Source organism: Micromonospora sp. NPDC049662, assembly GCF_040675055.1.
Taxonomy (GTDB): domain Bacteria; phylum Actinomycetota; class Actinomycetes; order Mycobacteriales; family Micromonosporaceae; genus Micromonospora.
In genome coordinates, this window is record NZ_JBFAOC010000042.1 from 23,742 (window position 1) to 45,975 (window position 22,234).

Annotated in this window: 25 protein-coding genes, 1 tRNA gene and 1 pseudogene; 14 read left to right on the forward strand and 13 right to left on the reverse strand. The window is 71.3% G+C overall.

Annotated features, from left to right (window positions below; translation table 11 throughout):
* The first annotated feature begins 144 nt into the window (after positions 1-144).
* Entirely contained in the window at positions 145-966 is an 822-nt protein-coding gene (locus tag AB0J36_RS25320; RefSeq protein WP_357133623.1) for an SURF1 family protein, read from the forward strand.
* Positions 967-1,020: 54 nt separating this feature from the next.
* Here the strand turns inward: AB0J36_RS25320 and AB0J36_RS25325 are convergent, their stop codons facing one another.
* The 4 genes and pseudogenes from AB0J36_RS25325 to AB0J36_RS25340 all read right to left on the reverse strand — a co-directional run.
* Positions 1,021-2,613: an ATP-dependent DNA ligase gene (locus AB0J36_RS25325; RefSeq protein ID WP_363661192.1), complete on the reverse strand. Its 1,593-nt coding sequence runs from the start codon at positions 2,611-2,613 to the stop codon at positions 1,021-1,023.
* Between the two features lie 110 nt (positions 2,614-2,723).
* Positions 2,724-2,930, reverse strand: a complete 207-nt coding sequence (locus AB0J36_RS25330; RefSeq protein ID WP_030333429.1) for a hypothetical protein — start codon at positions 2,928-2,930, stop codon at positions 2,724-2,726.
* A 71-nt stretch (positions 2,931-3,001) separates the two neighbouring features.
* The gene (locus AB0J36_RS25335; RefSeq protein ID WP_357174811.1) at positions 3,002-4,345 is read right to left on the reverse strand and encodes a dipeptidase; all 1,344 of its coding nucleotides are present in this window, start codon (positions 4,343-4,345) and stop codon (positions 3,002-3,004) included.
* Positions 4,338-5,029 (reverse strand): annotated as a pseudogene (locus AB0J36_RS25340) (hypothetical protein); the annotation flags it as partial. The pseudogene AB0J36_RS25340 and the gene AB0J36_RS25335, both read right to left, overlap by 8 nt.
* Before the next feature lie 412 nt (positions 5,030-5,441).
* Between AB0J36_RS25340 and AB0J36_RS25345 the strand changes: the two are divergent.
* Positions 5,442-5,843 carry a rhodanese-like domain-containing protein gene (locus tag AB0J36_RS25345; RefSeq protein ID WP_355052319.1) on the forward strand — a complete coding sequence of 134 codons (402 nt, stop codon included), beginning with the start codon at positions 5,442-5,444 and terminating at the stop codon, positions 5,841-5,843.
* A 167-nt stretch (positions 5,844-6,010) separates the two neighbouring features.
* Here AB0J36_RS25345 and AB0J36_RS25350 read toward each other — a convergent pair whose 3' ends face one another.
* The 3 genes from AB0J36_RS25350 to AB0J36_RS25360 all read right to left on the reverse strand — a co-directional run bounded on the left by AB0J36_RS25350 (position 6,011) and on the right by AB0J36_RS25360 (position 9,583).
* Positions 6,011-7,552: a cobyric acid synthase gene (locus AB0J36_RS25350; RefSeq protein ID WP_357133628.1), complete on the reverse strand. Its 1,542-nt coding sequence runs from the start codon at positions 7,550-7,552 to the stop codon at positions 6,011-6,013.
* On the reverse strand, positions 7,549-8,664 hold the full coding sequence (locus AB0J36_RS25355) for a cobalamin biosynthesis protein (RefSeq protein WP_363661193.1): 1,116 nt from the start codon (positions 8,662-8,664) through the stop codon (positions 7,549-7,551). The genes AB0J36_RS25350 and AB0J36_RS25355 overlap by 4 nt, the downstream gene beginning before the upstream one ends.
* 202 nt (positions 8,665-8,866) lie before the next feature.
* Positions 8,867-9,583, reverse strand: coding sequence for a single-stranded DNA-binding protein (locus AB0J36_RS25360; RefSeq protein ID WP_357133632.1), 717 nt, complete (start codon positions 9,581-9,583; stop codon positions 8,867-8,869).
* Positions 9,584-9,888: 305 nt separating this feature from the next.
* On the opposite strand from AB0J36_RS25360, the gene AB0J36_RS25365 reads away from it, so the two are divergent.
* Positions 9,889-10,308 (forward strand): HPF/RaiA family ribosome-associated protein, encoded by a 420-nt coding sequence (locus AB0J36_RS25365; RefSeq protein ID WP_357174729.1) that lies wholly within the window; start codon positions 9,889-9,891, stop codon positions 10,306-10,308.
* A gap of 273 nt (positions 10,309-10,581) precedes the next feature.
* A complete protein-coding gene (locus tag AB0J36_RS25370; RefSeq protein ID WP_357133636.1) occupies positions 10,582-11,634 on the forward strand; it encodes an alpha/beta hydrolase in 1,053 nt (350 codons plus the stop codon).
* Between the two features lie 207 nt (positions 11,635-11,841).
* Here the strand turns inward: AB0J36_RS25370 and AB0J36_RS25375 are convergent, their stop codons facing one another.
* Complete coding sequence (locus AB0J36_RS25375; protein ID WP_357133638.1) at positions 11,842-12,537, reverse strand: hypothetical protein; 696 nt, start codon at positions 12,535-12,537, stop codon at positions 11,842-11,844.
* A 157-nt stretch (positions 12,538-12,694) separates the two neighbouring features.
* On the opposite strand from AB0J36_RS25375, the gene AB0J36_RS25380 reads away from it, so the two are divergent.
* The 3 genes from AB0J36_RS25380 to AB0J36_RS25390 all read left to right on the forward strand — a co-directional run bounded on the left by AB0J36_RS25380 (position 12,695) and on the right by AB0J36_RS25390 (position 14,628).
* Positions 12,695-12,767 (forward strand) — tRNA-Arg (locus AB0J36_RS25380).
* Between the two features lie 394 nt (positions 12,768-13,161).
* Entirely contained in the window at positions 13,162-13,950 is a 789-nt protein-coding gene (locus tag AB0J36_RS25385; protein ID WP_357133640.1) for a ribosomal protein L7/L12, read from the forward strand.
* 297 nt (positions 13,951-14,247) lie between these two features.
* Entirely contained in the window at positions 14,248-14,628 is a 381-nt protein-coding gene (locus AB0J36_RS25390) for a VOC family protein (RefSeq protein ID WP_357133695.1), read from the forward strand.
* Between the two features lie 34 nt (positions 14,629-14,662).
* Here AB0J36_RS25390 and AB0J36_RS25395 read toward each other — a convergent pair whose 3' ends face one another.
* Positions 14,663-14,923 carry a hypothetical protein gene (locus AB0J36_RS25395; RefSeq protein ID WP_357133642.1) on the reverse strand — a complete coding sequence of 87 codons (261 nt, stop codon included), beginning with the start codon at positions 14,921-14,923 and terminating at the stop codon, positions 14,663-14,665.
* A 29-nt stretch (positions 14,924-14,952) separates the two neighbouring features.
* Positions 14,953-16,278, reverse strand: coding sequence for a hypothetical protein (locus tag AB0J36_RS25400; RefSeq protein WP_363661194.1), 1,326 nt, complete (start codon positions 16,276-16,278; stop codon positions 14,953-14,955).
* Positions 16,279-16,603: 325 nt separating this feature from the next.
* On the opposite strand from AB0J36_RS25400, the gene AB0J36_RS25405 reads away from it, so the two are divergent.
* From AB0J36_RS25405 to AB0J36_RS25415, 3 genes are all read left to right on the forward strand, one after another.
* Complete coding sequence (locus AB0J36_RS25405) at positions 16,604-17,167, forward strand: dihydrofolate reductase family protein (protein ID WP_357133646.1); 564 nt, start codon at positions 16,604-16,606, stop codon at positions 17,165-17,167.
* A gap of 268 nt (positions 17,168-17,435) precedes the next feature.
* Entirely contained in the window at positions 17,436-17,645 is a 210-nt protein-coding gene (locus AB0J36_RS25410; RefSeq protein WP_357174719.1) for a hypothetical protein, read from the forward strand.
* A 25-nt stretch (positions 17,646-17,670) separates the two neighbouring features.
* On the forward strand, positions 17,671-18,150 hold the full coding sequence (locus tag AB0J36_RS25415) for a hypothetical protein (RefSeq protein ID WP_357174716.1): 480 nt from the start codon (positions 17,671-17,673) through the stop codon (positions 18,148-18,150).
* A 154-nt stretch (positions 18,151-18,304) separates the two neighbouring features.
* Here the strand turns inward: AB0J36_RS25415 and AB0J36_RS25420 are convergent, their stop codons facing one another.
* The gene (locus AB0J36_RS25420) at positions 18,305-18,538 is read right to left on the reverse strand and encodes a GntR family transcriptional regulator (RefSeq protein ID WP_357174712.1); all 234 of its coding nucleotides are present in this window, start codon (positions 18,536-18,538) and stop codon (positions 18,305-18,307) included.
* A 41-nt stretch (positions 18,539-18,579) separates the two neighbouring features.
* On the opposite strand from AB0J36_RS25420, the gene AB0J36_RS25425 reads away from it, so the two are divergent.
* Positions 18,580-19,614, forward strand: a complete 1,035-nt coding sequence (locus tag AB0J36_RS25425; protein WP_357174709.1) for an NAD-dependent epimerase/dehydratase family protein — start codon at positions 18,580-18,582, stop codon at positions 19,612-19,614.
* Here the strand turns inward: AB0J36_RS25425 and AB0J36_RS25430 are convergent.
* Positions 19,550-19,870 (reverse strand): hypothetical protein, encoded by a 321-nt coding sequence (locus AB0J36_RS25430; protein ID WP_363661195.1) that lies wholly within the window; start codon positions 19,868-19,870, stop codon positions 19,550-19,552. The two genes, AB0J36_RS25425 and AB0J36_RS25430, sit on opposite strands and share 65 nt — an antisense overlap.
* The gene (locus tag AB0J36_RS25435) at positions 19,867-20,085 is read right to left on the reverse strand and encodes a hypothetical protein (RefSeq protein ID WP_357398611.1); all 219 of its coding nucleotides are present in this window, start codon (positions 20,083-20,085) and stop codon (positions 19,867-19,869) included. The genes AB0J36_RS25430 and AB0J36_RS25435 overlap by 4 nt, the downstream gene beginning before the upstream one ends.
* A gap of 294 nt (positions 20,086-20,379) precedes the next feature.
* On the opposite strand from AB0J36_RS25435, the gene AB0J36_RS25440 reads away from it, so the two are divergent.
* Genes AB0J36_RS25440 through AB0J36_RS25450 form a run of 3 tightly spaced genes read left to right on the forward strand, consistent with a single transcriptional unit; the run spans position 20,380 to position 22,180 of the window.
* Positions 20,380-20,610 (forward strand): GntR family transcriptional regulator, encoded by a 231-nt coding sequence (locus tag AB0J36_RS25440; protein ID WP_357133660.1) that lies wholly within the window; start codon positions 20,380-20,382, stop codon positions 20,608-20,610.
* Between the two features lie 47 nt (positions 20,611-20,657).
* Entirely contained in the window at positions 20,658-21,155 is a 498-nt protein-coding gene (locus AB0J36_RS25445; RefSeq protein WP_357398614.1) for a SigE family RNA polymerase sigma factor, read from the forward strand.
* Positions 21,155-22,180 carry a hypothetical protein gene (locus AB0J36_RS25450; RefSeq protein WP_357133664.1) on the forward strand — a complete coding sequence of 342 codons (1,026 nt, stop codon included), beginning with the start codon at positions 21,155-21,157 and terminating at the stop codon, positions 22,178-22,180. Before AB0J36_RS25445 ends, AB0J36_RS25450 begins: the two co-directional genes overlap by 1 nt.
* The last annotated feature ends 54 nt before the right edge of the window (positions 22,181-22,234 follow it).

Below are 22,234 nucleotides of genomic sequence, written 5' to 3' on the forward strand. Positions count from 1 at the left end.
CGCGACGGACAACCGAGGGGGTCGATCCGTCGGCGTGACGATACTCGCCCGCACCGACGGGCGAGCACCGCCAACCGGGGGTCGGCGGACCGTCCCGGCCCGGTCGCGGTGAGTGGCCCCGGTCATACGGGTAGCCTCGGTGCCGTGTACCGGTTCCTGCTGAGCCCACGCTGGTTGGGCGCCCTCGCGCTGACGCTGGTCGCCGCCGCCGTCATGGTGTGGCTCGGCAACTGGCAGCTGGACCGCTACCGGGGTCGTACCGAGATCAACGAGCGGATCGACGCGGGCGAGCGGATGGCCCCGGCGCCCCTGGCCGACGCGTTCCGCCCGCCGGCCGGCGGGCCCGGCACCGCCGGTCCGGCTCCCGCGAAGGACCGGGTCTGGACCCGCGTCACCGCCACCGGCCGGTACGACACGTCGAACACCGTCCTGGTCCGGGGCCGGACGGTCGACAGCCGGGTCGGCTTCGAGGTGCTCACCCCACTCGTGCTCGCCGACGGCACCGCGCTGCTGGTGGACCGGGGCTGGATCCCGCCGGCTCCGGGCGGCGCGACCGCCCAACCGTCGGTGCCCACCCCGCCGGGCGGCGACGTCACGGTCAGCGGCCGGGTGCACGAGACCGAGAGCGGCGCCGGCGTGGTGGACCGCCGCGACGGACGGCTGGAGACCCGGCGGATCGCCGTGCCGCGGCTGGCCCGCGAGCTGCCCTACCCGGTCTACGGCGGCTACCTGCTGCTGGACGAGCAGACCCCGGCCGCCGACCCGCTCTTCAAGGCCGTCCCGGTCGGGCACACCAACAACTGGCAGAACTTCGGCTACGTCGTGCAGTGGTGGCTCTTCGCCGCGATGGCGATCTTCGGCTACGGCTGGGTGGCCCGCCGCGAGGCACGCCGGGCCGCCGGCCTCGGTGGCGCGCCGGCACCGCTGGACCGGGCGGCCGAGCCGACGCCCAGCGCCTCCGCCTGACCCCGCCCTGACAGCCTGAACCGGCGTCAGCCGGTGGGCTGGCCCCGACCGCCGTCAGCCGGTGACCCGGCCCGCGTGGATGGCGCGGACGGCGTCGATGGTGTCGGCCTCGGCGGCGGACTTGTCGTCCCGGTAGCGCACCACGCGGGCGAACCGCAGCGCCATTCCACCGGGATAGCGGGTGCTCGTCTGCACCCCGTCGAACGCGATCTCCACGACCTGCTCGGGACGCACCCGGACCACCCAGTCGCCGCGCTCGACGGCGAGGCCGAGGAACCGCTCGGTCTGCCACCGCAGCAGCTCGTCGGTGAGCCCCTTGAACGTCTTGCCGAGCATCACGAAGTCGCCGGTGCGCGGGTCACGGGCGCCGAGGTGCAGGTTGGAGAGCCAGCCCTTGCGCCGGCCGCTGCCCCACTCCACGGCGAGCACCACCAGGTCGAGGGTGTGTCGGGGTTTGACCTTGACCCAGGCCGCCCCACGACGGCCGGCGTCGTAGGGGGCGTCCGGCGCCTTGACCACCACGCCCTCCTGGCCCGCGTCGAGGGCGGCGGCGAACGCCGCCCCGGCCTGCTCCGGACCGTCGACCTCCATCCGACCGACCAGCAGTGACGCGTCCACCGCGCCGGCGAGCGCGGCCCACCGCTGGTGGCCGGGCAGGTCGATCAGATCCTCACCGTCGAGGTGCAGCAGGTCGAAGAAGTACGGGGTGAGCACCGTCGTGCCGGTGATGGCGGCGGCCGCGAGCACCGCCGGGGCGACCGGCGTACGGCCGGTGGTGCTCGGGGTGGTGCGCCGGGCGGCCCGGCTGGAGGTCTGCTGGAACGGCAGCGGGCGGCCCGTCTCGTCCAGGCCGATCGCCTCGCCGTCGAGCACCAGCTCGCGGCCGGGCAGGGCGCGCACCGCCGCGACGACCTCGGGCACCCGGCTGGTGATCTCGTCGAGGCTGCGGGTGAACACGGCGATGTCGGCGCCGGAGCGGTGCACCTGGATGCGGATGCCGTCGAGTTTCACGTCGACCACGGCCGGCGTGCCGGTCGCGGCCAGCGCCTCGTCAACCGAGGGGGCGCTCTGGGCGAGCATCGGCGCGAGCGGCCGGCCGACCCGCAGGCCGAAACCAGCCAACTCGGCGGCCCCTCCGCGCAGCGCGGCCACCGCCACGGCCCGCAGGTCACCGGCGAGCAGCAGGGCACGGCGGACGGTGGCGGCCGGCACCTCGGCGGCCCGGGCCACGGCATCGGCGAGCAGCCCGGCCTGCGCGCCCTGGCGCAGTTCACCACCGAACAGGCCGGTCAGCAGCCGTTGCTCGTCGGCGGTGGCCGCCGCGTAGAGGGCGCCGAGCAGAGCGCGGCGGCGGGCCTGCGCCCCCGAGCCGTGCACAGCGGCGATCTGGGCGATGGCCGCGTCGACGGCGGCCACGGTCAGCGTCGGCTCGACGGCCGGCGCGGGCAGGTCACGCAGACTGGCGTAGCCCACGCCGGTCTGGCGTTGCCGCAACTCACCGGCGAGATAGCCGGCGCCGGGCTCCACCTCGGCCGGGTCGAGCCGGCGCAGCGCGTCGGCGAGCAGCTCCACCTTGGCCCGCCGGCCGCTGGTGGCGCCCACGGCGGCGGAGGTGGCCGCCAGGTCGATGAACCGCACGACGCTCATCCTGCCAGTCACCTCCGACACCGCCCGGGCATTGCCGTGCCCGGGCGGTGTCGGCGCGGTGCCGCAGCCCGCTGGCCCTGGTTCTCAAGGCACTCAAGGGGCGGCGGGAATCAGGCGGAGACGGGCTCCTCGATGCGCAACCCTCGGGCGCGGACCTCACCGGCCACCCGGGAGAGCACCGAGTCGAGGGCGACCAGGGCGGCGGAGAGCTCACCGAGCTGTTCGTTGAGCGTGTCCTCGGACCACGCGGAGACGTCGACGTCCCCCAGTGCGCTGACGGCGGCCCCCAACCGGGCCATCACCTCGTTCGTACTCATGTTCGAAAGCCTATAACAACCCCATCGACGACACGCCGTAAACACGCAGTTCAGGCGCAAACTTGCCGTTATCACTCCGCCGCAGCGGCCACCTTGCCCAACAGCAGCGCCTCGGCGAGGCAGACCTTGGCGAACTCGCCGAGGTGCAGGCTCTCGTTCGGACCGTGCGCGCGGGCGTGCGGGTCCTCCACGCCGGTCACCAGGATCGCCGCCTGCGGGAACATCTCCTGGAAGGTGGCGATGAACGGGATCGAGCCGCCGACGCCGATGTCCACCGGCTCGGTGCCGTCCCAGGCGGCCTGGAACGCCGAGCGGGCGGCGTCGAACATCGGCCCGGACGCGTCGATCACGCACGGGTTGCCGTCGTGCTCGAAGGTGACCGTGACCTGAGCGCCCCACGGCGCGTGCTTCTCCAGGTGGGCGCGCACCGCCGCGTACGCCCGCTTGGGGTCGTCGCCTGGGGCGAGACGGACGCTGAGCTTCGCCTTCGCGGCGGGCACCAGGGCGTTCGGGGCCTCACCGGTGGCCGGGGCGTCGATGCCGAGCACCGCCAGCGCCGGCTTGGTCCAGAGCCGGTCGGTGAGCCGGCCGGTACCGATGAACTGCACACCCTCGACCAGCCCGGCCTCGGCGCGTACCCGGTCCTCCGGGTAGTCGACAGCGGCGCCCACCCGGCCGACCAGCCCGTCCACCGCCACGTCACCGGCGTCGTCGTGCAGGGTCGCCAGCAGCCGGACCAGCGCGGTCAACGCGTCCGGGATGGCGCCGCCGAACATGCCGCTGTGCACGGCGTGGTCCAGCGTGCGCACCTCGACGAAGCAGTTGACGATGCCGCGCAGCGAGGTGGTCAGCGCCGGTACGCCGATGTCCCAGTTGCCCGAGTCGGCGATCACGATGACGTCCGAGGCGATCTCGTCGCGGTGCTCGACGAGCAGCCGCTCCAACGAGTCGGAGCCGAACTCCTCCTCGCCCTCGATGAACAGCACCACACCGACCGGCAGCGCGTCCCCGTACGCCCGCAGGGCCGCGACGTGCGCCATGATGCCGGCCTTGTCGTCGGCCGCGCCCCGGCCGTACAGGCGGCCGTCGCGCTCCACCGGCTCGAACGGGTCGGACTCCCACAGCGACCGGTCGCCGACCGGCTGCACGTCATGGTGGGCGTAGAGCAGCACGGTGGGCGCGCCGGGCGGGGCGGCGCGACGGCCGATCACGGCCGGCTGCCCGCCGGAACGCACGATGTCGACGTCCAGGCCGCAGCCGCGCAGCAACTCGGCGACCGCCTCGGCGGAACGCTCGACGTGCGAGTGGTCGAAGCCGTCGAAGGCGATGCCGGGGATACGGACGAGGCGTTCGAGGTCGGCCCGGACGCCGGGCATCTCCCGCTCGACGGCGGCCCGCACCTCGGACTCGGACATGATCGGTGAGGTCATGACCGGCATCGTATGCCGGCCTTACCCAGGCCGGCCGGCCGAGCCCGCACCCGCAGCGGGGACCCGCACGAAGTAGCGCGACGCGTCGAGCGGCAGCGTCGGCGCTCCGTCGACCACCAGGTCGGCGTGCGCGGCGGTGTCGTCGGCGCTGAAGTGCGCCCGCTCACCAACATGCCAGCGGCGCAGCTCCGGCAGGATCTTCGCCCCGTCCCGTTCGACCGCGCGGGCCAGCCGCAGCGGCGCGGGCGCGGTCACGAAGACGGCGAGAGTCAGCTCCGGCCGGACGACGGCACGCGCGGCGCTGACCCCCTCCACGATCAGCACCGGCGTCACCGGCACCGGCACCGGGCGGGGCAGGAAGGACCGCCGTACCCAGCTGTACCGCCGGTACGCGCCCGGCTTCCCCTGGCGCAGCCGGGCCAGCACCTCGCCGTCGAGCCGGGGCCAGAAGGTCAACTGGTCGCCCCAGCCGTCGAGCAGGTCGTCGGTGTGCACCACGGGCGGCCGCCCGCCGGGCAGCGCCGCCAGGGCGTCCGCGAGGTGCGCCGCGAACCGGCTCTTGCCCGCGCCGCTCGGCCCGTCGACGGCGACCAGCCGGGTCCGTCCCAACCGCGCCGGGCCCGCGAGCACCCGGCGCGCCACCTCGGCGTACGCCTCGACGACTGCCACCGGTGCCACCTGCGCGGCGGAACCCTCGGTCGGCCCATCGGCGTCGTTTCGGTGTCGAAGGGTGCCGGGCTCACGCAGCGGCGGCCCCGTGCGTCCGAGCGGTCCCCTGGCGAAGAGTCCGTGCACGAGCGCAGTATGCCCCTCCCCTGGTCCGCGCTCGCCAGGCTCGGCGGTCTGGCCGTGATCGACTCGGTTTCACGGATGTCGCTCTCTCCCGCCCGCCACGACACCCCGACCTCACGGAAATCGAGTCGATCATGCCGATCCCGGCCGGGTGACACGTCTGGCTGAGCCTGTTGGGGCGGCCATTCTCACGTCCGGGGGAATTGGGGTGGCGAGGGGTGACGGGCGATCGGTTCGCCGCGCGGGCCGGTAGCCGAGTCGGCATGATTCGGTGGTGCTCCGAGACGTGATGAGCCCCGGCATCGACGCCCTGCTCGAACAGGCCCGCGCCGGGCTGCACCGACTGACTCCACAGCAGACCGTCGAGGCGGTCCGCGGTGGCGCTCTGCTTGTCGACACCCGTACCGACACGCAGCGCCGCGAACAGGGTGACCTCCCGGGGGCGGTCGTCATCGACCGCACGGTGCTGGAGTGGCGGCTCGACCCGGCCAGCGCCTGGCGCATCCCGGAGGCCACCGCGTACGACCGGGAGATCATCGTGGTGTGCCGCCAGGGCTACAGCTCCAGCCTGGCCGCCGCGAGCCTCCAGACCCTCGGGCTGCGCCGGGCCACCGACATGATCGGCGGCGTCGACGCGTGGCTGGCCGCCGGTCTGCCCACCACCGACCGCCCCGCCGACATCCGCCTCTGACCAGCCCGCTATCCCACCTCGCCGATCATGACGTTGTGGTGGCGGACGCAGAGGGCCATCAGCGACATATCAGGCACCACGACTCCATGATCGACGCCGGAGGCGGTGGTCTGTCGCGGGGTGGCGCTGTCGGCGCTGGAGGCGGTGGTCCGTCGTGGGGGTGGCGCTCAGGTGGGCGGGGCGCCGGGCGGGATGAAGGGAAGAGCCTCGGGTGCGCCGGTCTCGATGAGACGCCAGAGGGCGTCGGTGTCGAGGTGCTCCTCGACGAGGTCGCCGAGCAGGTCGAGCGAGCGTTCCCGGGCGGCGGCGAAGCTGGTGGCCGGCGCGACCCGGAAGCCGGTACGCCCGGCCAGCCGCGCCGCCTCGGTGAGGAACCAGCGGCGGAACCCGTCGGACTCGAACGCGCCGTGCCAGTGCGTGCCGTGCACCGCGCCGAGCACCGCTCCCTCGCCCGCGCCGTCGGCCCCGGTCAGCAGCGGGGGCAGGTCCGGGTCGGACTGCGAGACGTACCCGTGGTGGATCTCGTAGCCGCGGACCGTCACGTCGCCGGGGCCGGCGCCCACCGACTGCCGGACGGTCTTGCGGGGATCGAAGGTGATCTCGATGGGCAGCAGACCGAGCCCGGCTACGCTGCCCTGCCGACTCTCGACCGGGTCGTGGATGGCTCGGCCGAGCATCTGGAACCCGCCGCAGAGGCCGAGCAGCGGCTTGCCGGCTGCCGCGTGGGCGGCGACCGCGTCGGCGAGGCCGGTCTCGCGTAGCCAGGCCAGGTCCGCGACGGTCGACTTCGAGCCGGGCAGGACGATCACATCGGCGGAGGCCAGTTCGGCCGGCTCGACGGTGAGACGCACGCGGACACCCGGCTCGGTGGCGAGCGCCTCCACGTCGGTGGCGTTGCTGATGCGAGGCAGCCGGACGACGGCCACGTCCAGCCATTCGGTGCCGTGTGGGGCGGCGGGACGGCCGAGTATCCGGCCGTAGGCGAGGGAGTCCTCCGCGTCCAGCCACAGGTCGAGCGACCACGGCAGCACCCCGTACGTGGGACGGCCGGTCACGCGACGCAGCATGTCCAGCCCCGGCTGGAGCAGGCCGAGGTCCCCCCGGAACTTGTTGATCACGAAGCCGGCGACGAGAGCCTGGTCGGCCGGGTCGAGCAGGGCCACCGTGCCGAACATCGACGCGAAGACGCCGCCCCGGTCGATGTCGCCGACCACGATGGCGGGCAGGTTGGCGTGCCGGGCGAGCCCCATGTTGACGTAGTCCCCGGCCCGCAGGTTGATCTCCGCCGGACTGCCCGCGCCCTCGCAGATCACCACGTCGTACGCGGCGCGCAGCTCAGCCAACGCCGCGTACGCGGTCTCGGCGAGCCGGGGTCGCAGCTGCCGGAAGGTGCCGGCGGTGATCGTGTCGACCGCTTCGCCGAGGAGCACCACCTGACTGGCGAGGTCACTGCCCGGCTTGAGCAGCACCGGGTTGAAGCGCAGGTCGGGTGCGAGCCCGCACGCCGCGGCCTGCATGGCCTGGGCGCGGCCGATCTCCCCACCCCGCCCGTCCGGCCCGACCACGACGGCCGAGTTGTTCGACATGTTCTGCGCCTTGAACGGCGCCACTTTCACGCCCCGCCGGTGCAGCCAGCGGCAGATGCCGGCGGTGAGCACGCTCTTGCCGGCGTCCGAGGTGGTGCCGGCGACCAGCAGCCCGCCGCTCATCGCCCGCTCCCCCACCCCGGGACGCCGCCGACCCGACCCGGCTCCGACCGGACGGGCGGCGGGCCGCCTGCCCAGCGGCCCCGCGAAAACGCCTCCCGGCTCAGCACCGGGCCGGTGCCCCGACCCGTCGCGGCGCGCAGGCCCTGCCGCGCGACCGCGCCGGCGAGGCGACCGACGGTCAGCGGGTAGGCGGCGGCCAGCCCGAGGGCTGCCAGGCCGACAGCGCCGGAGATGCGCGCGGCCCGCTTGAGGTGTCGCGCCTCGGGACGGGGGCCGTCGCCCAGGAACGGGCGGACCTCGGAGCGCCCGAAGTACCTGTTGCGGCCACCGAGGCGGACGCCGAGCGCGCCGGCCATCGCCGCCTCGCACTGGCCAGCGTTGGGGCTCGGGTGGTCGTTGCGGTCCCGCCGCCACACCCGCCAGGCGCGCTCCCGGTCGCCGTGCGCCACCGGAGCGACGGCGATGGTGAGGAGCCCGGTCAGCCGGGACGGCACGAGGTTGAGCAGGTCGTCGAGCCGGGCGGAGGGGGTGCCGAACCGCGCGTAGCGCTCGGACCGGTGCCCGACCATCGCGTCCAGGGTGTTCGCGGCGCGGTAACCCAGCAAACCGGGCAGGCCAGCGACCGCGCCCCAGAGCAGCGGGGCGACCACCGCGTCGGAGGTGTTCTCCGCGACCGACTCGACGGTGGCGCGGGCCAACTCCGACTCGTCCAGGGTCGACGGGTCCCGCCCGCAGAGGTTGCCGAGGCGTTCCCGCGCGGCGGGCAGGTCGCCGTCGCGCAGCGTCCGACCCATGATCGCGGCCTCGCGCCGCAGGGTACGGCCGCCCAGCACGGTCCAGGTGCCGGCGGCGACGAGGACCGCGCGGCTCACCGGCCGGTGCCGGGTGGCCAGCGCGGCGGCCACCCCGAGCGCCACGGGCCCGCCGACCGCCAATGCCGTGAACACCGCCCCGGCGGTCCGGTCCGGGCGGTGCAGGCGACGCTCCAGAGCGCCGGCCACCTGGCCGAACCCGGCGACCGGGTGCCACCGGCGGGGGTCGCCGAGCAACCGGTCCAGGGCGTAACCGGCCACCAGGCCCACCGCGTTCGCCACCGGTGCTGTCCGTCGCACGCTCACCACCCCCGGCCGGCCAGCCTAGACGAGCACCGCATCAGCCAGCCGCGCCTGCCGTACTCCACCGAAGTCTCCTCCACCCGCTCTGCTCACGCGGGGTGACGACGCGAGCCGCGCCGCCACCCCGCCCCCGTCGTGCCCCCGGCGCGTACGGCGTCGGGACCTCACACGGCCGCGCTGCCGCCCCGGGACCGGACACTCATGCCGGCTGCGGCACCCGGCCTCGGCCCCGCCGGCCCCGACCGGACGACGGGACATCCGGCTGACCCTCGTCGGGTACCGGCCCCAACTCGTCGTCGGGGTCGTCCTCCGGGTCGGCGTCGTCCGCCGCCGCCGCGAGGGTGCGGCCGTCGTCGTCCAGGGCGACGTCGAGCGGGCCGTGGCCCAGGGGGCTGGTACGCGGTGCGGCGTACTCGGGCAGCTCGAAGTCGTCGTCGAGCGGACCGTCGTCGGGCAGCGCCGGGGCCTCCTCGGCGGGTACCGGCTCGGTGGGCTCGCCGTGCACGCGGCTCTCGGTGGCGGCGTCCTCGACGATGCTGGTGGTCATGGTCGGCCGGTTACGCAGGAAGCGGGCGCGTCCCCGGGAGAGGTCGTGGCCGACGGCGACCGCCTCCAGCTCGTAGAGGGTGCGGTGGGTGCCGGCCTCGTCGATCCAGTCGCGGGTGTAGAGCCGACCGCAGACCACCACCGGGTCGCCGACCATCACCGACGCGGCGACGCCCTCGGCGAGCTTGCGCCAGCAGTTGACGCGGACACGCAGCGAATTCCCGTCGACCCAACGGCCGCTGTCGCGGTCGAGGCGGCGTGCGGTGGAGGCGACCTTGAAATTGGCCACCAGCGTGTTGCTCTCCTTGGTCCGGCGCCACTCGGGCGCCGTCAGAATATTGCCGACAATCGTGACGTACGTGTCGAACATCGTCCCTCCAGGGGATCGGGGGTGTGCCAGCGCGAGTCGACTCGGCATCGAGCCTGTGCGATGTCGACGGCCACCGCCAGCGCCGCCACCCGGACCTGTGGACAACGGGCCACCTGTGGACAACGCCCTGATCAAGCCCCTGCTGTGGTACGGCCGACCCACCCGAACGGCCAAGGGCGGTTCCGGAGCCGACCGAACTGGGTATGGATTTGATCAACGCACCACCGACAAGCTCCACGTCGACGAGAGGTCAGCACCATGACGATCACTACTTTCGGCTCCGCGACCGTTTCCGAGGTGCGGCGATGAGCGCCGTGGCGAACCCGGCGACCGTGGGCGAGTGCCTGCGGGTCGGCGCTGGGTTCTCGCAGGGCGACCGCAACTGGATCGCCGAGCAGTTCGCCACCCTCGACGCCCGGCTGGCCGGTTTCCACGCCGACGCCACCGAGCTGGAGGTGTCGGTGAAGGACCGGGAGGCGCGGGGTCAGAAGGTCACGCTGGAGTGCTGGATCGCCGGCCGGCAGAAGATCGTCACCACCTCCACCGAGGAGGACCTGCACGCCGCCCTCAACGACGTCCGCGACGACCTGCGTCGCAAGCTCAACGACGCCAAGACCAAGCAGGAGCCGCGCAACAACAAGCACCTGCGCGACATCCCGCAGCCCCAGGGCGAGATCGACCCGATCGACGAGGACCCGGCCCGCGCCGACGCGGAAACGGTCTGACCCACGACCCGCCCGCCGCGCCCGCCCCCGCCCCGCGATCTTGCACTTTCGGACGCCGATATGCGGCTTTCCAGTGGTTATGCCGCAACAGAAAGTGCAAGATCGCGGGCAGGGGCGGGGCGGGCGCGGGCGGAGGCCGGGCAGGGGCGGGGCGGGCGAGGGCGGAGGCCGGGCAGGGGCGAGGGCGAGGGCCGGGCGGGGGCCGGGCAGGGCGAGAGCGCCAGGCGGGGCGGGGCTACCGTTGGGTAGGGCTGCGGGCGTAGCGTCGCGGTTGTGGAACCGGACGTGTTGGGGCTGCCCTACGAGCGGCGGACGATCGACCTGGGCGCCGACGACGAAGGTCCCGTTGTCGCGACCCTGGTCCGGCGGCGGGCCGAGCGGCCCACCGGGCGGGCGGTGCTCTACGTGCACGGGTTCGTCGACTACTTCTTCCAGACCCACCTGGCCGACTTCTTCGCCGAGCGTGGTTGGGACTTCTACGCGCTCGACCTGCGCAAGTACGGTCGTAGTCTGCTCGCGCACCAGACGCCGAACTTCTGCCGCGACATCAGCGACTACTTTCCCGAGCTGGACGCCGCCGCCGACATCATCCGCGGCGAGGACGAGCACGACACCCTGCTGGTGATGGGCCACTCCACCGGCGGCCTGATCATCTCGCTCTGGGCCGACGCCCGCCGCGACGCCGGCATCGTCGACGGCCTGGTCCTGAACAGCCCTTTCTTCGACCTCAACGCTCCCTGGGTGGTCCGTCGACCCCTCGCGGCCGCCGTCGCCCGGCTGGGCCGCAGGGCGCCGCACCGCGTGCTGCCGCTGGGCCTGGGCACGGTGTACGGCGAGAGCCTGCACGCCGACCACCGCGGCGAGTGGACCTATGACCTGGCCTGGAAGCCGCTGGCCGGGTTCCCGGTGCGGGCCGGCTGGCTGAACGCGATCCGCACCGGCCAGCGTCGGCTGCGCGCCGGCCTGGACATCCCGGTGCCGGTGCTGCTGGCCTGCTCGACCCGCTCCTTCCGGGGCAAGAAGTGGCACGACAACGCCACCCTGGCCGACGCGGTGCTGGACGTCGGGCACATGGTGAAGTACGCGCCCCGCCTCGGCCAGCACGTGACCCTGGCCCGCTTCGACGGCGGGTTGCACGACCTCACGCTCTCCGGCCCGGTCGTACGGGCGAAGGTCTTCGACGAGGTCGGTCGCTGGGCCGAGGCGTTCCTGGCCGCCGGCCCCACCGCCCCGGCCGACGACGATGCCGACACCGACGCGCCCACGCTGCCGCAGAGCCGCCGCCCGTCGACCGACACCGCCGAGGCAACAGCGGTCGGCGACTGATCCGACCCAGCTCGGACGACCGCCCGCGCCCAAGCTGTGGTCAGCGACCTGTCCGCCGGCCCGAACGAGCTGACCGCCCCGGGGCGACGGCGCTCAGCGACCGAGCAGCCTCGGAAACGTCGGCGCGCTCGTGCGACTGACCGGTCCCGCTCGGCGGGCCAGCAGCGTCGAAGGAAGGTGGGCGGTGACTGAGCGGTCGAGCCGGGTTCAGGCGTCGCCGCGCGCGGCCGAGAGGACCGCGCCGATCCGGTCGAAGGTCGCCACCGGGTGCCCGCCGACGCCGGGCAGCACCAGGCCGAGGCAGTACAGCGACACGTCGCCCGTGGCGTCGGCCTGCACGACGAAGACGGGCGCACCCACGTACCCCGGTGGTAGTTCCGTGGTGATCCGCACGTCGTCCCCGTCGCGGACCACGCGCTCGATCGCCACCTCCAGGGGGCGGGAGCCGTCTTCGCGTACCCCATGGGCCAGCACGAAAGCGGAACTGGCGTCGGCGCCGAGGTCGGCGACGGCCTCGGGCCCGGCGGCGATCTCCGCCGGTACCGGCTGCACGCGCCACCGCCAGCCGCCGTCGCCGGCGTAGCGGTGCAGGCCAGCGGTCGGCAGTACCGCGACCCCGTCACCCGGAAAGCTGGACCAACCGGGCACGATCTCGCCCTGGGCGACAGCGTCCGGCGCGACGCCCGCCGGCTCGGTGACGCTCGTCCGCAGGCCCAGCTCACCGCCGGCCGCGCCGACGAGGTCGGCCGCCGTCAGCAGCGCCTCCCCCACCGGGTCGTCGCCGCCCTGAAAGAAGAAGGCGGTGCCGTAGGCGTCGGCCGCCCGGTAGGGCAGGATCGCCCGACCGACGACCTGGCACAGCTCATAGGCGACGCTGCTCTCGGCGTCGGGGTCCAGCAACACCAGCCGAGGGTACGGGGAGACGACCGGCCTCCTCGCGGGAACCCGGATGCCGACCGGAGCCGCCTCGTGAGACTCTGCACGGCAACGTGGAGGCGGCACCCATCGACCCGACACGCGGTGGGTCGGCGGTACCCTTCTGGCGCGACTTCCACGCCGCGCGCCCGTAGCTCAGCGGATAGAGCAGGGGACTTCTAATCCCAAGGCCGCAGGTTCGAATCCTGCCGGGCGCACAGGTAGTTCCGGCCATGCCGGACGCTGGCGCGGTGGTCACGTCATCCGCGTTGGCCCCAACGACCGAGGCGACCGCTCCGTCTTCTGGGTAGCACACCGCGACGCGTGACACCCGAGAAACGCATCTACACATCTCCGCGCGACGGGCAACTAGCAGGGAAAAAGGTGGCGGAGGCCAGGCCATCAGGAGCCATCGTTCTCCGCATCTTCGGAAGTCTTCACCAAGCTCACTGCCTGCCTGTGGAGATACCGAGATGGTTCAGCCCCTGCCCGATGGTTGGGTGCGTCGTCAACCGTTCGACCAATCCGAAGGGTGTTGCTCAGTAGCGCCAGGCCGACTATCGTTACTCGGCAATATTTGCCGGAGCGCCCAACGCATTCCTGAGGATACTGATGGAAGTTTTTATTAGCTGGTCGGGGTCGAGAAGCAATCAGTTGGCCCGGTCTCTTCGTGATTGGCTGCCGGAAGTTATCCAGCAGGTGACCCCGTGGATGTCCACTGAAGACATAGCCAAAGGCCAACGCTGGCTAGCCGAAGTTGGCGCGAGGTTGCAAAAGGGAAGCCAGGGAATAATCTGCGTTACCGCCGAGAACGTCAGCTCTCCATGGCTCAACTTCGAGGCGGGCGCTCTGGCCAAATCTCTCACCGAAGCTCGGGTCCGCCCAGTGCTTCTCAACGTCAAACCAGCCGATGTCACTGGGCCTATCGCCCAGTTTCAGGCCACCATGGCCACCGATAGCGAAGATATGCTAAGGCTTGTCTCGTCCATAAACGAGACATGCTCCGCACCGCTCAGCACCACTCGGCTTCAGAAGGCGTTCGATCGCAGCTGGGCCGATTTCTCGAATGCTGTAGGCGCAATATCCAAGAGCCCGGAGTCGCAGGTCGCCCCGGAGGTGCGCGACACTGGTGACGTGCTGCGAGAAGTTCTTGAAGGAGTGCGGGAACTACTGAGAGTTCGCCCGCAGGACGGCTATTCGGTCGTTCTGATGAGCTACGGAAAGAACGGGATCATTCAGGCAATCAAAGCAGTTCGCCAGACGACCGGAATCGGCCTCAAAGAGGCCAAAGACTTGGTTGAGTCAGCTCCGGCGACTGTTCTACAGAACATCAGCCGCGAAGAGGCAGGACGTGTGGCGGCCATTCTAGAAGCCGAAGGCTGCACAGTTGACATCCGGTGATTCATCCGTCGTCCAGGCGCGCCCGCCCCCACCGGAAGAGGTGTTTCCCGGCCGCCAGGCGGGACGATCGATGTCGGGGTTGCTCCAGGGGCCCGGATCCGCGCCTACGTCGATGCCGTCGCAGAACGCTGCACGATCCCCTTCAACCGGGCCGACGAGGTATCAGCGGCAGCAGCGCAACTAGCGGCCGATCATGGGCTCGTCTGCTACGACCCGCAACGGGAACACCTGCGCCCCACTGCCGCTCACCAAACCTGACCCTGCGCCTGGGTCCGCTGATAGCGTCGCCGCGTGTCGATGTTCCGAACTCCTCAGGTGATTCTCTTCAGCGAGGACGTCCCTCGCGCCGCCGAGTTCTACGGCGGTCTCGGCTTCACCGAGACCTTCCGGGTGCCGACCGAGGGCGAGCCGATCCACATCGACCTGACGCTCGACGGCTACAAGATCGGTATCGCCTCGGTCGCCTCCACGCGCGAGGACCACGGACTCGATCCCGTGCCGCAGGGTCAGCGGGCGGCGGTGATCCTCTGGACCGACGACACCGCCGGCGCGTACGCGGCCCTCACGGCGAACGGCGCCCCCGCCCTGGCCGCACCGCACCGCTGGCTCGACCGCCTGCTGATCGCGTGGACGGCCGACCCGGACGGCAACCCGATCCAGATCGTCCAGCAGCTCTGACGACTCGATTCGTCTGCGGCGCAGGCCGTAGCGGCTACTCGTAGAAGCAGCCGGCGCGCAGGGCGTCCGCGAGGAGTTGCCAGGTCGGTTGCGCCGGGAGAGGTTGACCGGCACGCCTCTGCAGGCGGCTTCGGTCCTGTAGGAACGCCGCGCACGCCTCCAGGTAGCGGTCTGTGGTCATGTTCTCGACCGCGTCTGGATCGCGAGCGACATCATCAGCTAGCCACCGCAGCCAGGTGACCAGGTCGTCCAGGCTGTCGACCCGCTTCAGCGGGCGGTTGTCGTCCTCGGTCATTGCCGCCTCACCAGATGCATCGGACGGCCTTACGTGATCGTGAAGAGCTGCTTGAGCCGGGCCTGGATCAGCGGTAGACCGGCGGTGGAGACGTCGTAGTGGCCCGCCCCTTCCAGGACGGCGAGGTTGACGTCGTTGTCGTTGATCAGCATCTTGTTGACGACGTTCCAGGTGACCGTGGCGGGGCTGGTGATGTCGTCGGTCCCGTACAGCCAGAGGATCGAGCCCGGCAGCGTCGCGTTCTCCAACCTGCCCTGGTTCTCCGCGTAGAACCGCCTGTTCTCGGGCAACGAGTTCGGTGTGTCGCCACGGATGCCGGGATAGGTGGTCAGCCGGTTCGCCGGGGACGCGGCCAGGTAGTTCTGGATGTCCTGCTTGACCAGGCGGTTGAGGTCGTCCAGGCAGGTGCGCCAGTTCTCGCGGTAGAACTTCAGCATGTTCGGGCCGTAGATGACGGTCGGGTCGATGTCGTAGCCGGCGTAGCGTTCGGTCCTGGTGAAGTAGATCGTTTCCGCGTTGGCGAAGACGAGCTGTTCGATCTGGTGTTCCGTCGGCGGGAGACCGGAGCGCGCGGCCCGCTCGATGTCGTTCCACAGGACCCGGTTCATGGCGGGCACGTCCGGTACCGGGGCGAGGGTGATGGTGCCGCGGTACTCCAGGTCGGGATCCGCCATGGCGGCCCGGTCGGAGTAGTACGCCGCGGCCAGGGCGGCGAAGCCGCCTTCCGACCATCCGGCCGGCACCCACTGACCCGACAGCCGGTCGCCGAGGAGTCGCTGCGCGGCCACCGCCGCGTAGACCATCGAATTTCCCTCGCTGGCCAGGTTGTAGTAGCCGTGCCCCTCCGGAACACCGTCGGCCACCGGGCCGAGTCCTTCGTAGTCCGGGGCGACCACGGCGATGTTCATTTTCAGGATGGCCGCCAACAGGGCGGCGTTCGGTCCGTCGGCCCACTTGCCGTGCTCCTGGAGTTGCACGCTGGGTGCGCACTCCGGGGCCCACCCGACGGTGCCGTGCCCCCAGACCACGAGTGGCCACCCGCCGGCCGGGGGTGCCTGCGTGGGCAGGAACAGCATCGCGGTGGCGTTGATCTGGTCTCCCTGAATGCCGGGCATGCGGTAGACGATGAGTTCGCCGTCGGCCACGTCGGCGATCACCGAGGGGACGTTGCGCAGGGGTGTGGGGGCACCGACCACGTCCCCGTCGGAGGCCACCTCGACGGTGCTGGTCGGACCGCCGTCGGCACCCCACGCCGGCGTGGCGGCGTTCAGCAGCCCGGCCAGCAGAAGAACCACCGCGACCCCGGGCCGGAAGCGGCCACGGCGGGCGCGTTGTGCGATGGGGTAGCTGATCATCGTGCCCCCGTCGTGGTGAGAGAGCGGTGCCGTCGGGCGTGACGGGGACCCGGATCGGAGCGCCAGGTCGGCGTGGCAGACCGCGCGGTCTCGCCAGCACGCCTTCGTACCTTTTCAGGTGTCTTTCCCACCCGTGGCAGGAAGCGAGGATCCTCCGGATCCGGTGCCTACTGAATGAGGATAAGCAGGTGCGGGCGGTGGGGCGGGGGGTTTCCTGGGCTGGCCCCGAGCGTCATGACGAATCGACCCCCGGCGTGGCCGCACCGACGAGTCTCGCGCGATGTGCTGGTCTGTAGGCGATAGCGGCTTACGGAAGACTGGCACGATGCGAAAACTGACCTTCGGTATGAGCGTGAGCCTGGACGGCTACGTCGCCGCGCCCGGTGACGACCTCGGATGGGGTGTGCCGAGCGACGAGCTGTTTCAGTTCTGGTCCGACCGGGTGGCGGCGACCGGCACGGCGCTGTACGGGCGCAGACTGTGGGAGGCGATGAGTTCCCACTGGCCGACCGCCGACCAGCAGCCGGGTGCCACACCGGCATCGATCGAGTTCTCCGGCCGCTGGCGGGACATGCCGAAAGTGGTCTTCTCCTCGACGATCGACACGGTCGACTGGAACGCCCGCCTGCACACCGGCGACGCGGTCGCTGAGATCACCCGACTCAAGGACGGGGACGGCGGTCCGCTGGACATCGCCGGCGCCACTCTCGCGGCGACGGCGATGCGAGAGGGGCTGATCGACGAGTACGTGCTGGTCACCCACCCGGTCCTGATCGGCGGCGGCAAACCGTTCTTCACCGCCCTCGACAAGTGGGTGAACCTGAGCCTGGTGGAGACCCGGACGTTCCCTGGCGGCGTGCTCCTGACCAGGTACGAGGTCAAACGCTGAACACAGCTCCCGGCCCAGATTGGCGGCCGACGTCCAGGATCTACTCGTCGCGCCCTGTTGAGGACGTGTGATCCTCCTGGAATGGAGGTCTGGGATCACGATGGCAAGCTGTACGAGGTCAACTCCTACTACAGCCTGCCCGACCACGCGTGGCAGTACGAGCTGGTTGGACTGACCGGAGCACCCCGGGACCGGCCCGTACATCACCGTCACGATTCCCGACGCGACGCCGGACGGCAGGCCGTTCACACCACGTCCGGCGAGCGACGTGACGTTCATTGCCGACGGCGGCGACGTCCCCTGGCCCATCCTGCGCCGCTTCGTCGAACTGGTGGAGTCGTCTGGCGACATCGTCCGAGGCCCGGCAGACAGTCCATCGCCGATCACCGAGCCTTCGCAAGATCGCGTTCACCCACCAACCGGTCAGGAAAGTGACGCAGGCCGTGTGTACGTTTTGCCGGTCGCCCAGCAGTGGTGACATGACAGCCGATCGGGAGGTCTCTGTGGGTGTTCTGTACGACTACTTCCGCGCTCGTGACGACGAAGCTGTCGTGAAGCTGATGGCCTCCACCGACGGCGGCCCGGTGGTGCGCGACGAAGGTTCTGCCGTCGAGGATGCCGTGGACGGCAAAGGGATCGATCCGGCCGTCGTCCTCGGCCAGGTCGTCTCGTTCGCCCTCGACGTGCCCTGGAAGGCCGACCTTGTCGGAGAACGACTTGTCTGGCCGGAGGGCGCCGGTGAGGACCGTGAGTACGAAGGGCCGTGGGTCGTCGTACTGAGCGATCGCACCCGCGACGTGCTTGCTGAGATCCCCGACGACCGCCTGCCGGGCCTGGCCGAGCAGTGGTCACACATCGAGGAGTTGTCCCGCTACAGCGACGTGCGGCCGGAGGTCATGCTGTCTCGCTTGCGAGAGTTCGTTGGACTGGCCCGCCGAGCGCGCACGAACGAGGAAAGCATCTACTGCTGGATCTGCCTCTAGTCGCCTGCACCCAGGGCGGCCGGTATCCGGAGATCCGCTTCGTGGTCCGTCGCTACGACACGAGCACGAGTCGGACGATCAGCTGTTAGCCCGCTTTAGCCAGCGGAGACCGCAGCCGACTCACCTCGTCGGACACCACCGCGCCAGGTGCGGGTCAGCCTTGCTCGGCGACGAAGGTGCCTCGCGCGTGCACCGTGACGACCAGGCCGCGCTCACGCAGCTCGCGCATCGCCATCCGGACGGTTCCGCGCGCCACGCCGTACGTCTGCTGCAAGTGAAGTTCGCTCGGCAAGGGCTGTCCAGGTCGGAGCTTGCCCTCCTCGATCTGCTTGGCGAGCAGGTCAGCCAACTGCCGGTAGAGCGGCATGTTGCTGAGCGGGCTCGTCATGGGCGGCAGCCTAGACCCGCCCAGTCGGAAAAGATGGACCCATGCGATTGCTGGTGCTCGGCGGGACCTGGTTCGTGGGGCATGCCGTCGTTACGGCTGCCATCGGTGCCGGCTGGGAGGTGACGACTTTCAATCGCGGCACGTCAGATCCCTTTCTGGAAGCCGTAAGGAACATCCGAGGCGACCGGACCCGGACTGAGGACGTCGCCGCTCTGGCGTCGGCCGGGCCATGGGATGCCGTTGTCGACACCTCGGGCTACGTGCCGAGGAATGTTCTCGACGTCGCTCGCGCGCTCGCGCCTGTCGCCGATCGCTACGTCTTCGTGTCGACACTCAGCGTCTACCGGGACTGGCCGGTCAAGCCGCTGGGCGAGCGAGCCGAGCTGCTCAGCTGCCCGCCGGACGCCGGCCCGGAGTACGGCACCGACACCGAGGACGGACCGAGTCGCTACGGCTACCAGAAGGCCGGCTGTGAGGCAGCGGCACTCGTCGCGTTCGGAGCGGACCGAACCACAATCTTGCGCGCCGGTGTCGTACTCGGCCCGCGCGAGTACATCGGTCGCCTGCCGTGGTGGCTACGCCGTGTGGCCGCTGGTGGCCAGGTATTGGCACCAGGCGCACCCGACCGGGCGATCCAGCCGATCGACGTACGAGACCTGGCGGCCTTCGCACTACGCGCCATCACCGACGACGTGGCCGGCTCGTTCAACGTCTGCGCTCCGGTGGCCAGCGCGACCTTCGGGGACCTACTCGCGCACTGCGCCCACTCGACGCGGGCCGATGTCTCCTTTACCTGGCTGCCCGACGAATTTCTGCTCGCCCAGGGTGTCCGGCAGTGGTCCGAGCTGCCGCTCTGGCGCACCTTCGACGGCGTGTGGAACGTCGACACCGCTGCCGCACAGACCGCCGGCCTCCGCACCCGACCTCTCGAATTGACCGTGCGGGACACCTGGCGGTGGTTGGTCGACAGCGAGGACACCGGCAACCACGAGCGGGCCGCCGAAATCGGGATCAGCCGAGAGAAGGAAGCACAGGTGTTGGCCGCCTGGCACCGCTCACACGACCGGTCGAGCTGACGGCCGAGCGCTCGCACCGCGCTGAAGATGACGACGGGATACAAGCCGTGATGCCGACGCTGCGCACGTAGACCTCCCGCTTGTCGGTGGCCGTGCCCTTCGCGTCGAGGACGTAGCCGGTCAACCACACCCACCCGTGGTATGCGTCGACCGCGCCGATCGACACGAGCCGTACGCGGAGCACGCGGTCTCCGCTGAACTGCACCGAACACGCCGCACCGATCAGCACGACATCACCCGCCTTGAACGCGGTCACGGCACCCACCCGAGGAAGCGGAGCCGAAGGGCCTCCGGTGGCGCGCAGCTCATGTCCTGGCGGGCAGAGGCGAAGCACATGCCCAGGTAGAGCTTCAGCGCGCACGAAGCTTCCGCGTACTCGCCCCGCAGTTCCTCTCGTCGCGCGACGCACGGCCAGGGCCGGTCGCACGTCTCGCAGAGCCAGAGCGGCAGGGTCGGCCCGTGCCGCGTCATTGGTCCTCGCCCGGCCAGAGGCCCCGATTGATGGGGATGCGGTGGCGAGAGTGGCAGGGCAGCTCCACACCACAGCGGCACACGTAACGCCAACGTTCCCAACTCCAGGCCGGACGGTGACGGCGGGCGAGGGTCAGTGCCGTCGACAGCAGATAGTCATCGAAATTGACCCTTCGCATCCGGCCTCCTACCGACTGTCAACCTCTCTGCCGTCACCGCAGCGCTGTACGTATGTGTACGTCCATAGACGTACTGGAGGTCTAGACGTCCATGGACGTGCCCTAAGTTGCGTTCATGATCGATCCGCTGTCTCCGACGCCGATGTACGTGCAGCTCGCAGACGTGATCGCCAAACGGATCGAGACCGGCGAGCTGCCACCGAAGCGACCGATCCCCAGCGAGTCCACGCTTCAGCAGGAGTACGGCGTCGCCCGCGGCACGGTCCGGGCGGCAGTGCGCCTGCTGCGCGAGCGCGGACTGGTCATGACCGTGCCGCAGCGCGGGACCTACGTGAGCGACAAGTAGTCGGAACGGGTGTCTACGGGCGACCCGGCCCGCGGCGTTAATAGGGCGTGACGTTCGAGGAATACGCGTTCGCCCGCACCTCGGCGCTGGTGCGGCTCGCGCGGCTGCTGACCGGCGACGAGCATCGGGCCGAGGACCTGGTTCAGGATGTCCTGGCCCGGGCGTACGCCCGCTGGGGGCGTATCTCGCGGACGGATCAGCCGGATGCCTACGTCCGGCGCATGCTCGTCAACGCCCACCACTCGTGGTGGCGTCGTCGTAGCAGCCGGGAGGTCACCGTCGCCGCCGTACTCGATCGGGCGGGTGACGTGGACGAGGCCGCCGGCGTCGCCGAGCGCGACGCGCTGTGGCGGCTCGTGTCCGACCTGCCGGCGCGTCAGCGCACCGTGATCGTCCTGCGCTACTACGAGGATCTCGACGACATGACGATCGCCGGGATCCTCGCCTGCTCGACCGGCACGGTACGCACCCACGCGAAGCGCGCCCTGACGACGCTGCGCAGACGGCAGGAAGCACCAACCCCCGCACGGGCAGGAGACCTCTGATGGTCAGCGACCTCGATCGGCGGCTCGCCGCCACGCTCGCGCATCGCGCCGGTGGCGACATCGATCCGACGCCCATCGTCGAGCACGCCCGCCAGAACGGCCGTCGTCTGCGGCGACGTCGCCGTGGGCTGCTCGCCGCGAGCGCGGCGGCGGCGTGTGTGGCCCTCGCCGCGGTGGGCCTGACCATCCCCAGCGCCGACGACCCGATACCGCCAGCCACAACGCTCCTGCTGCCGGAGGCAACCGTGCAGAACGGGCTGGCCGTCGGCGCCGACCCCACCACCGTGCACTTCTCGGCGGACGCGCTGGTCGGTGGTGCCGAATACGCGACGTGGCGGGCGGGGCGCGGCTCCGAGAGCGTCGAGTTCCGGGGCCCGGACGGCGCGGCGCGTTTCGCGCTGGCGCGCAGCGTCGCGGCGCTGGACGCGTTGCCGCAGACCCTGTCCTCGTCCGGCCGGCCGCAGCCCCGGACCGACGTACGGGTCGGCGACCGGCCAGGGGTCGCCTGGTTCGATCCGTCCGGCGACCAGAAGCTGTGGTTCGTCCGCTGGCAGCCCGCCGACGGGCTCTGGGCGCAGTTGGACACGTACGCGCCCACCAGCGACGAGGCCATCGCCACGGCGGGCCGGGTGCGGTTCGACGGTGCCCGCCGCTGTGTGGTGCCGTTCCGCCTGGAGTCGCTGCCGGCCGGCGCACGGCTGCTCGAATGCTCGGTCACCCTCGGCCGGTCGGAGAAGGCCGCCTTCGTCGAGGGTTCGCTCGTCGTCGGCGACGACGCCGGCCGCTGGCTGACGGTCCGGGCGCAGCCCGCTCCGGGCCAGCAGGTCAGGTCCGCCGACCTCGTCGCGGGCCCGTACCGGGCCCGTCGCCAGGGCAGCGACGTCCTGGAGATGACCGTCGAACCCTGCTTCGTCGAGGCGTTCCGCAAGGGCTGGGGAAACGGTTACACCGAGGCGGACGGCCTGGCGATCCTCGGCGGGTACCGGCCGACTGGCGACCTGGCCCGCCCCGACACCTGGCGGTAAGGCCAACCAGGCCGCACCGGAAGACGGTGCCGGTCCGTCGTGGCGGTGCCATAT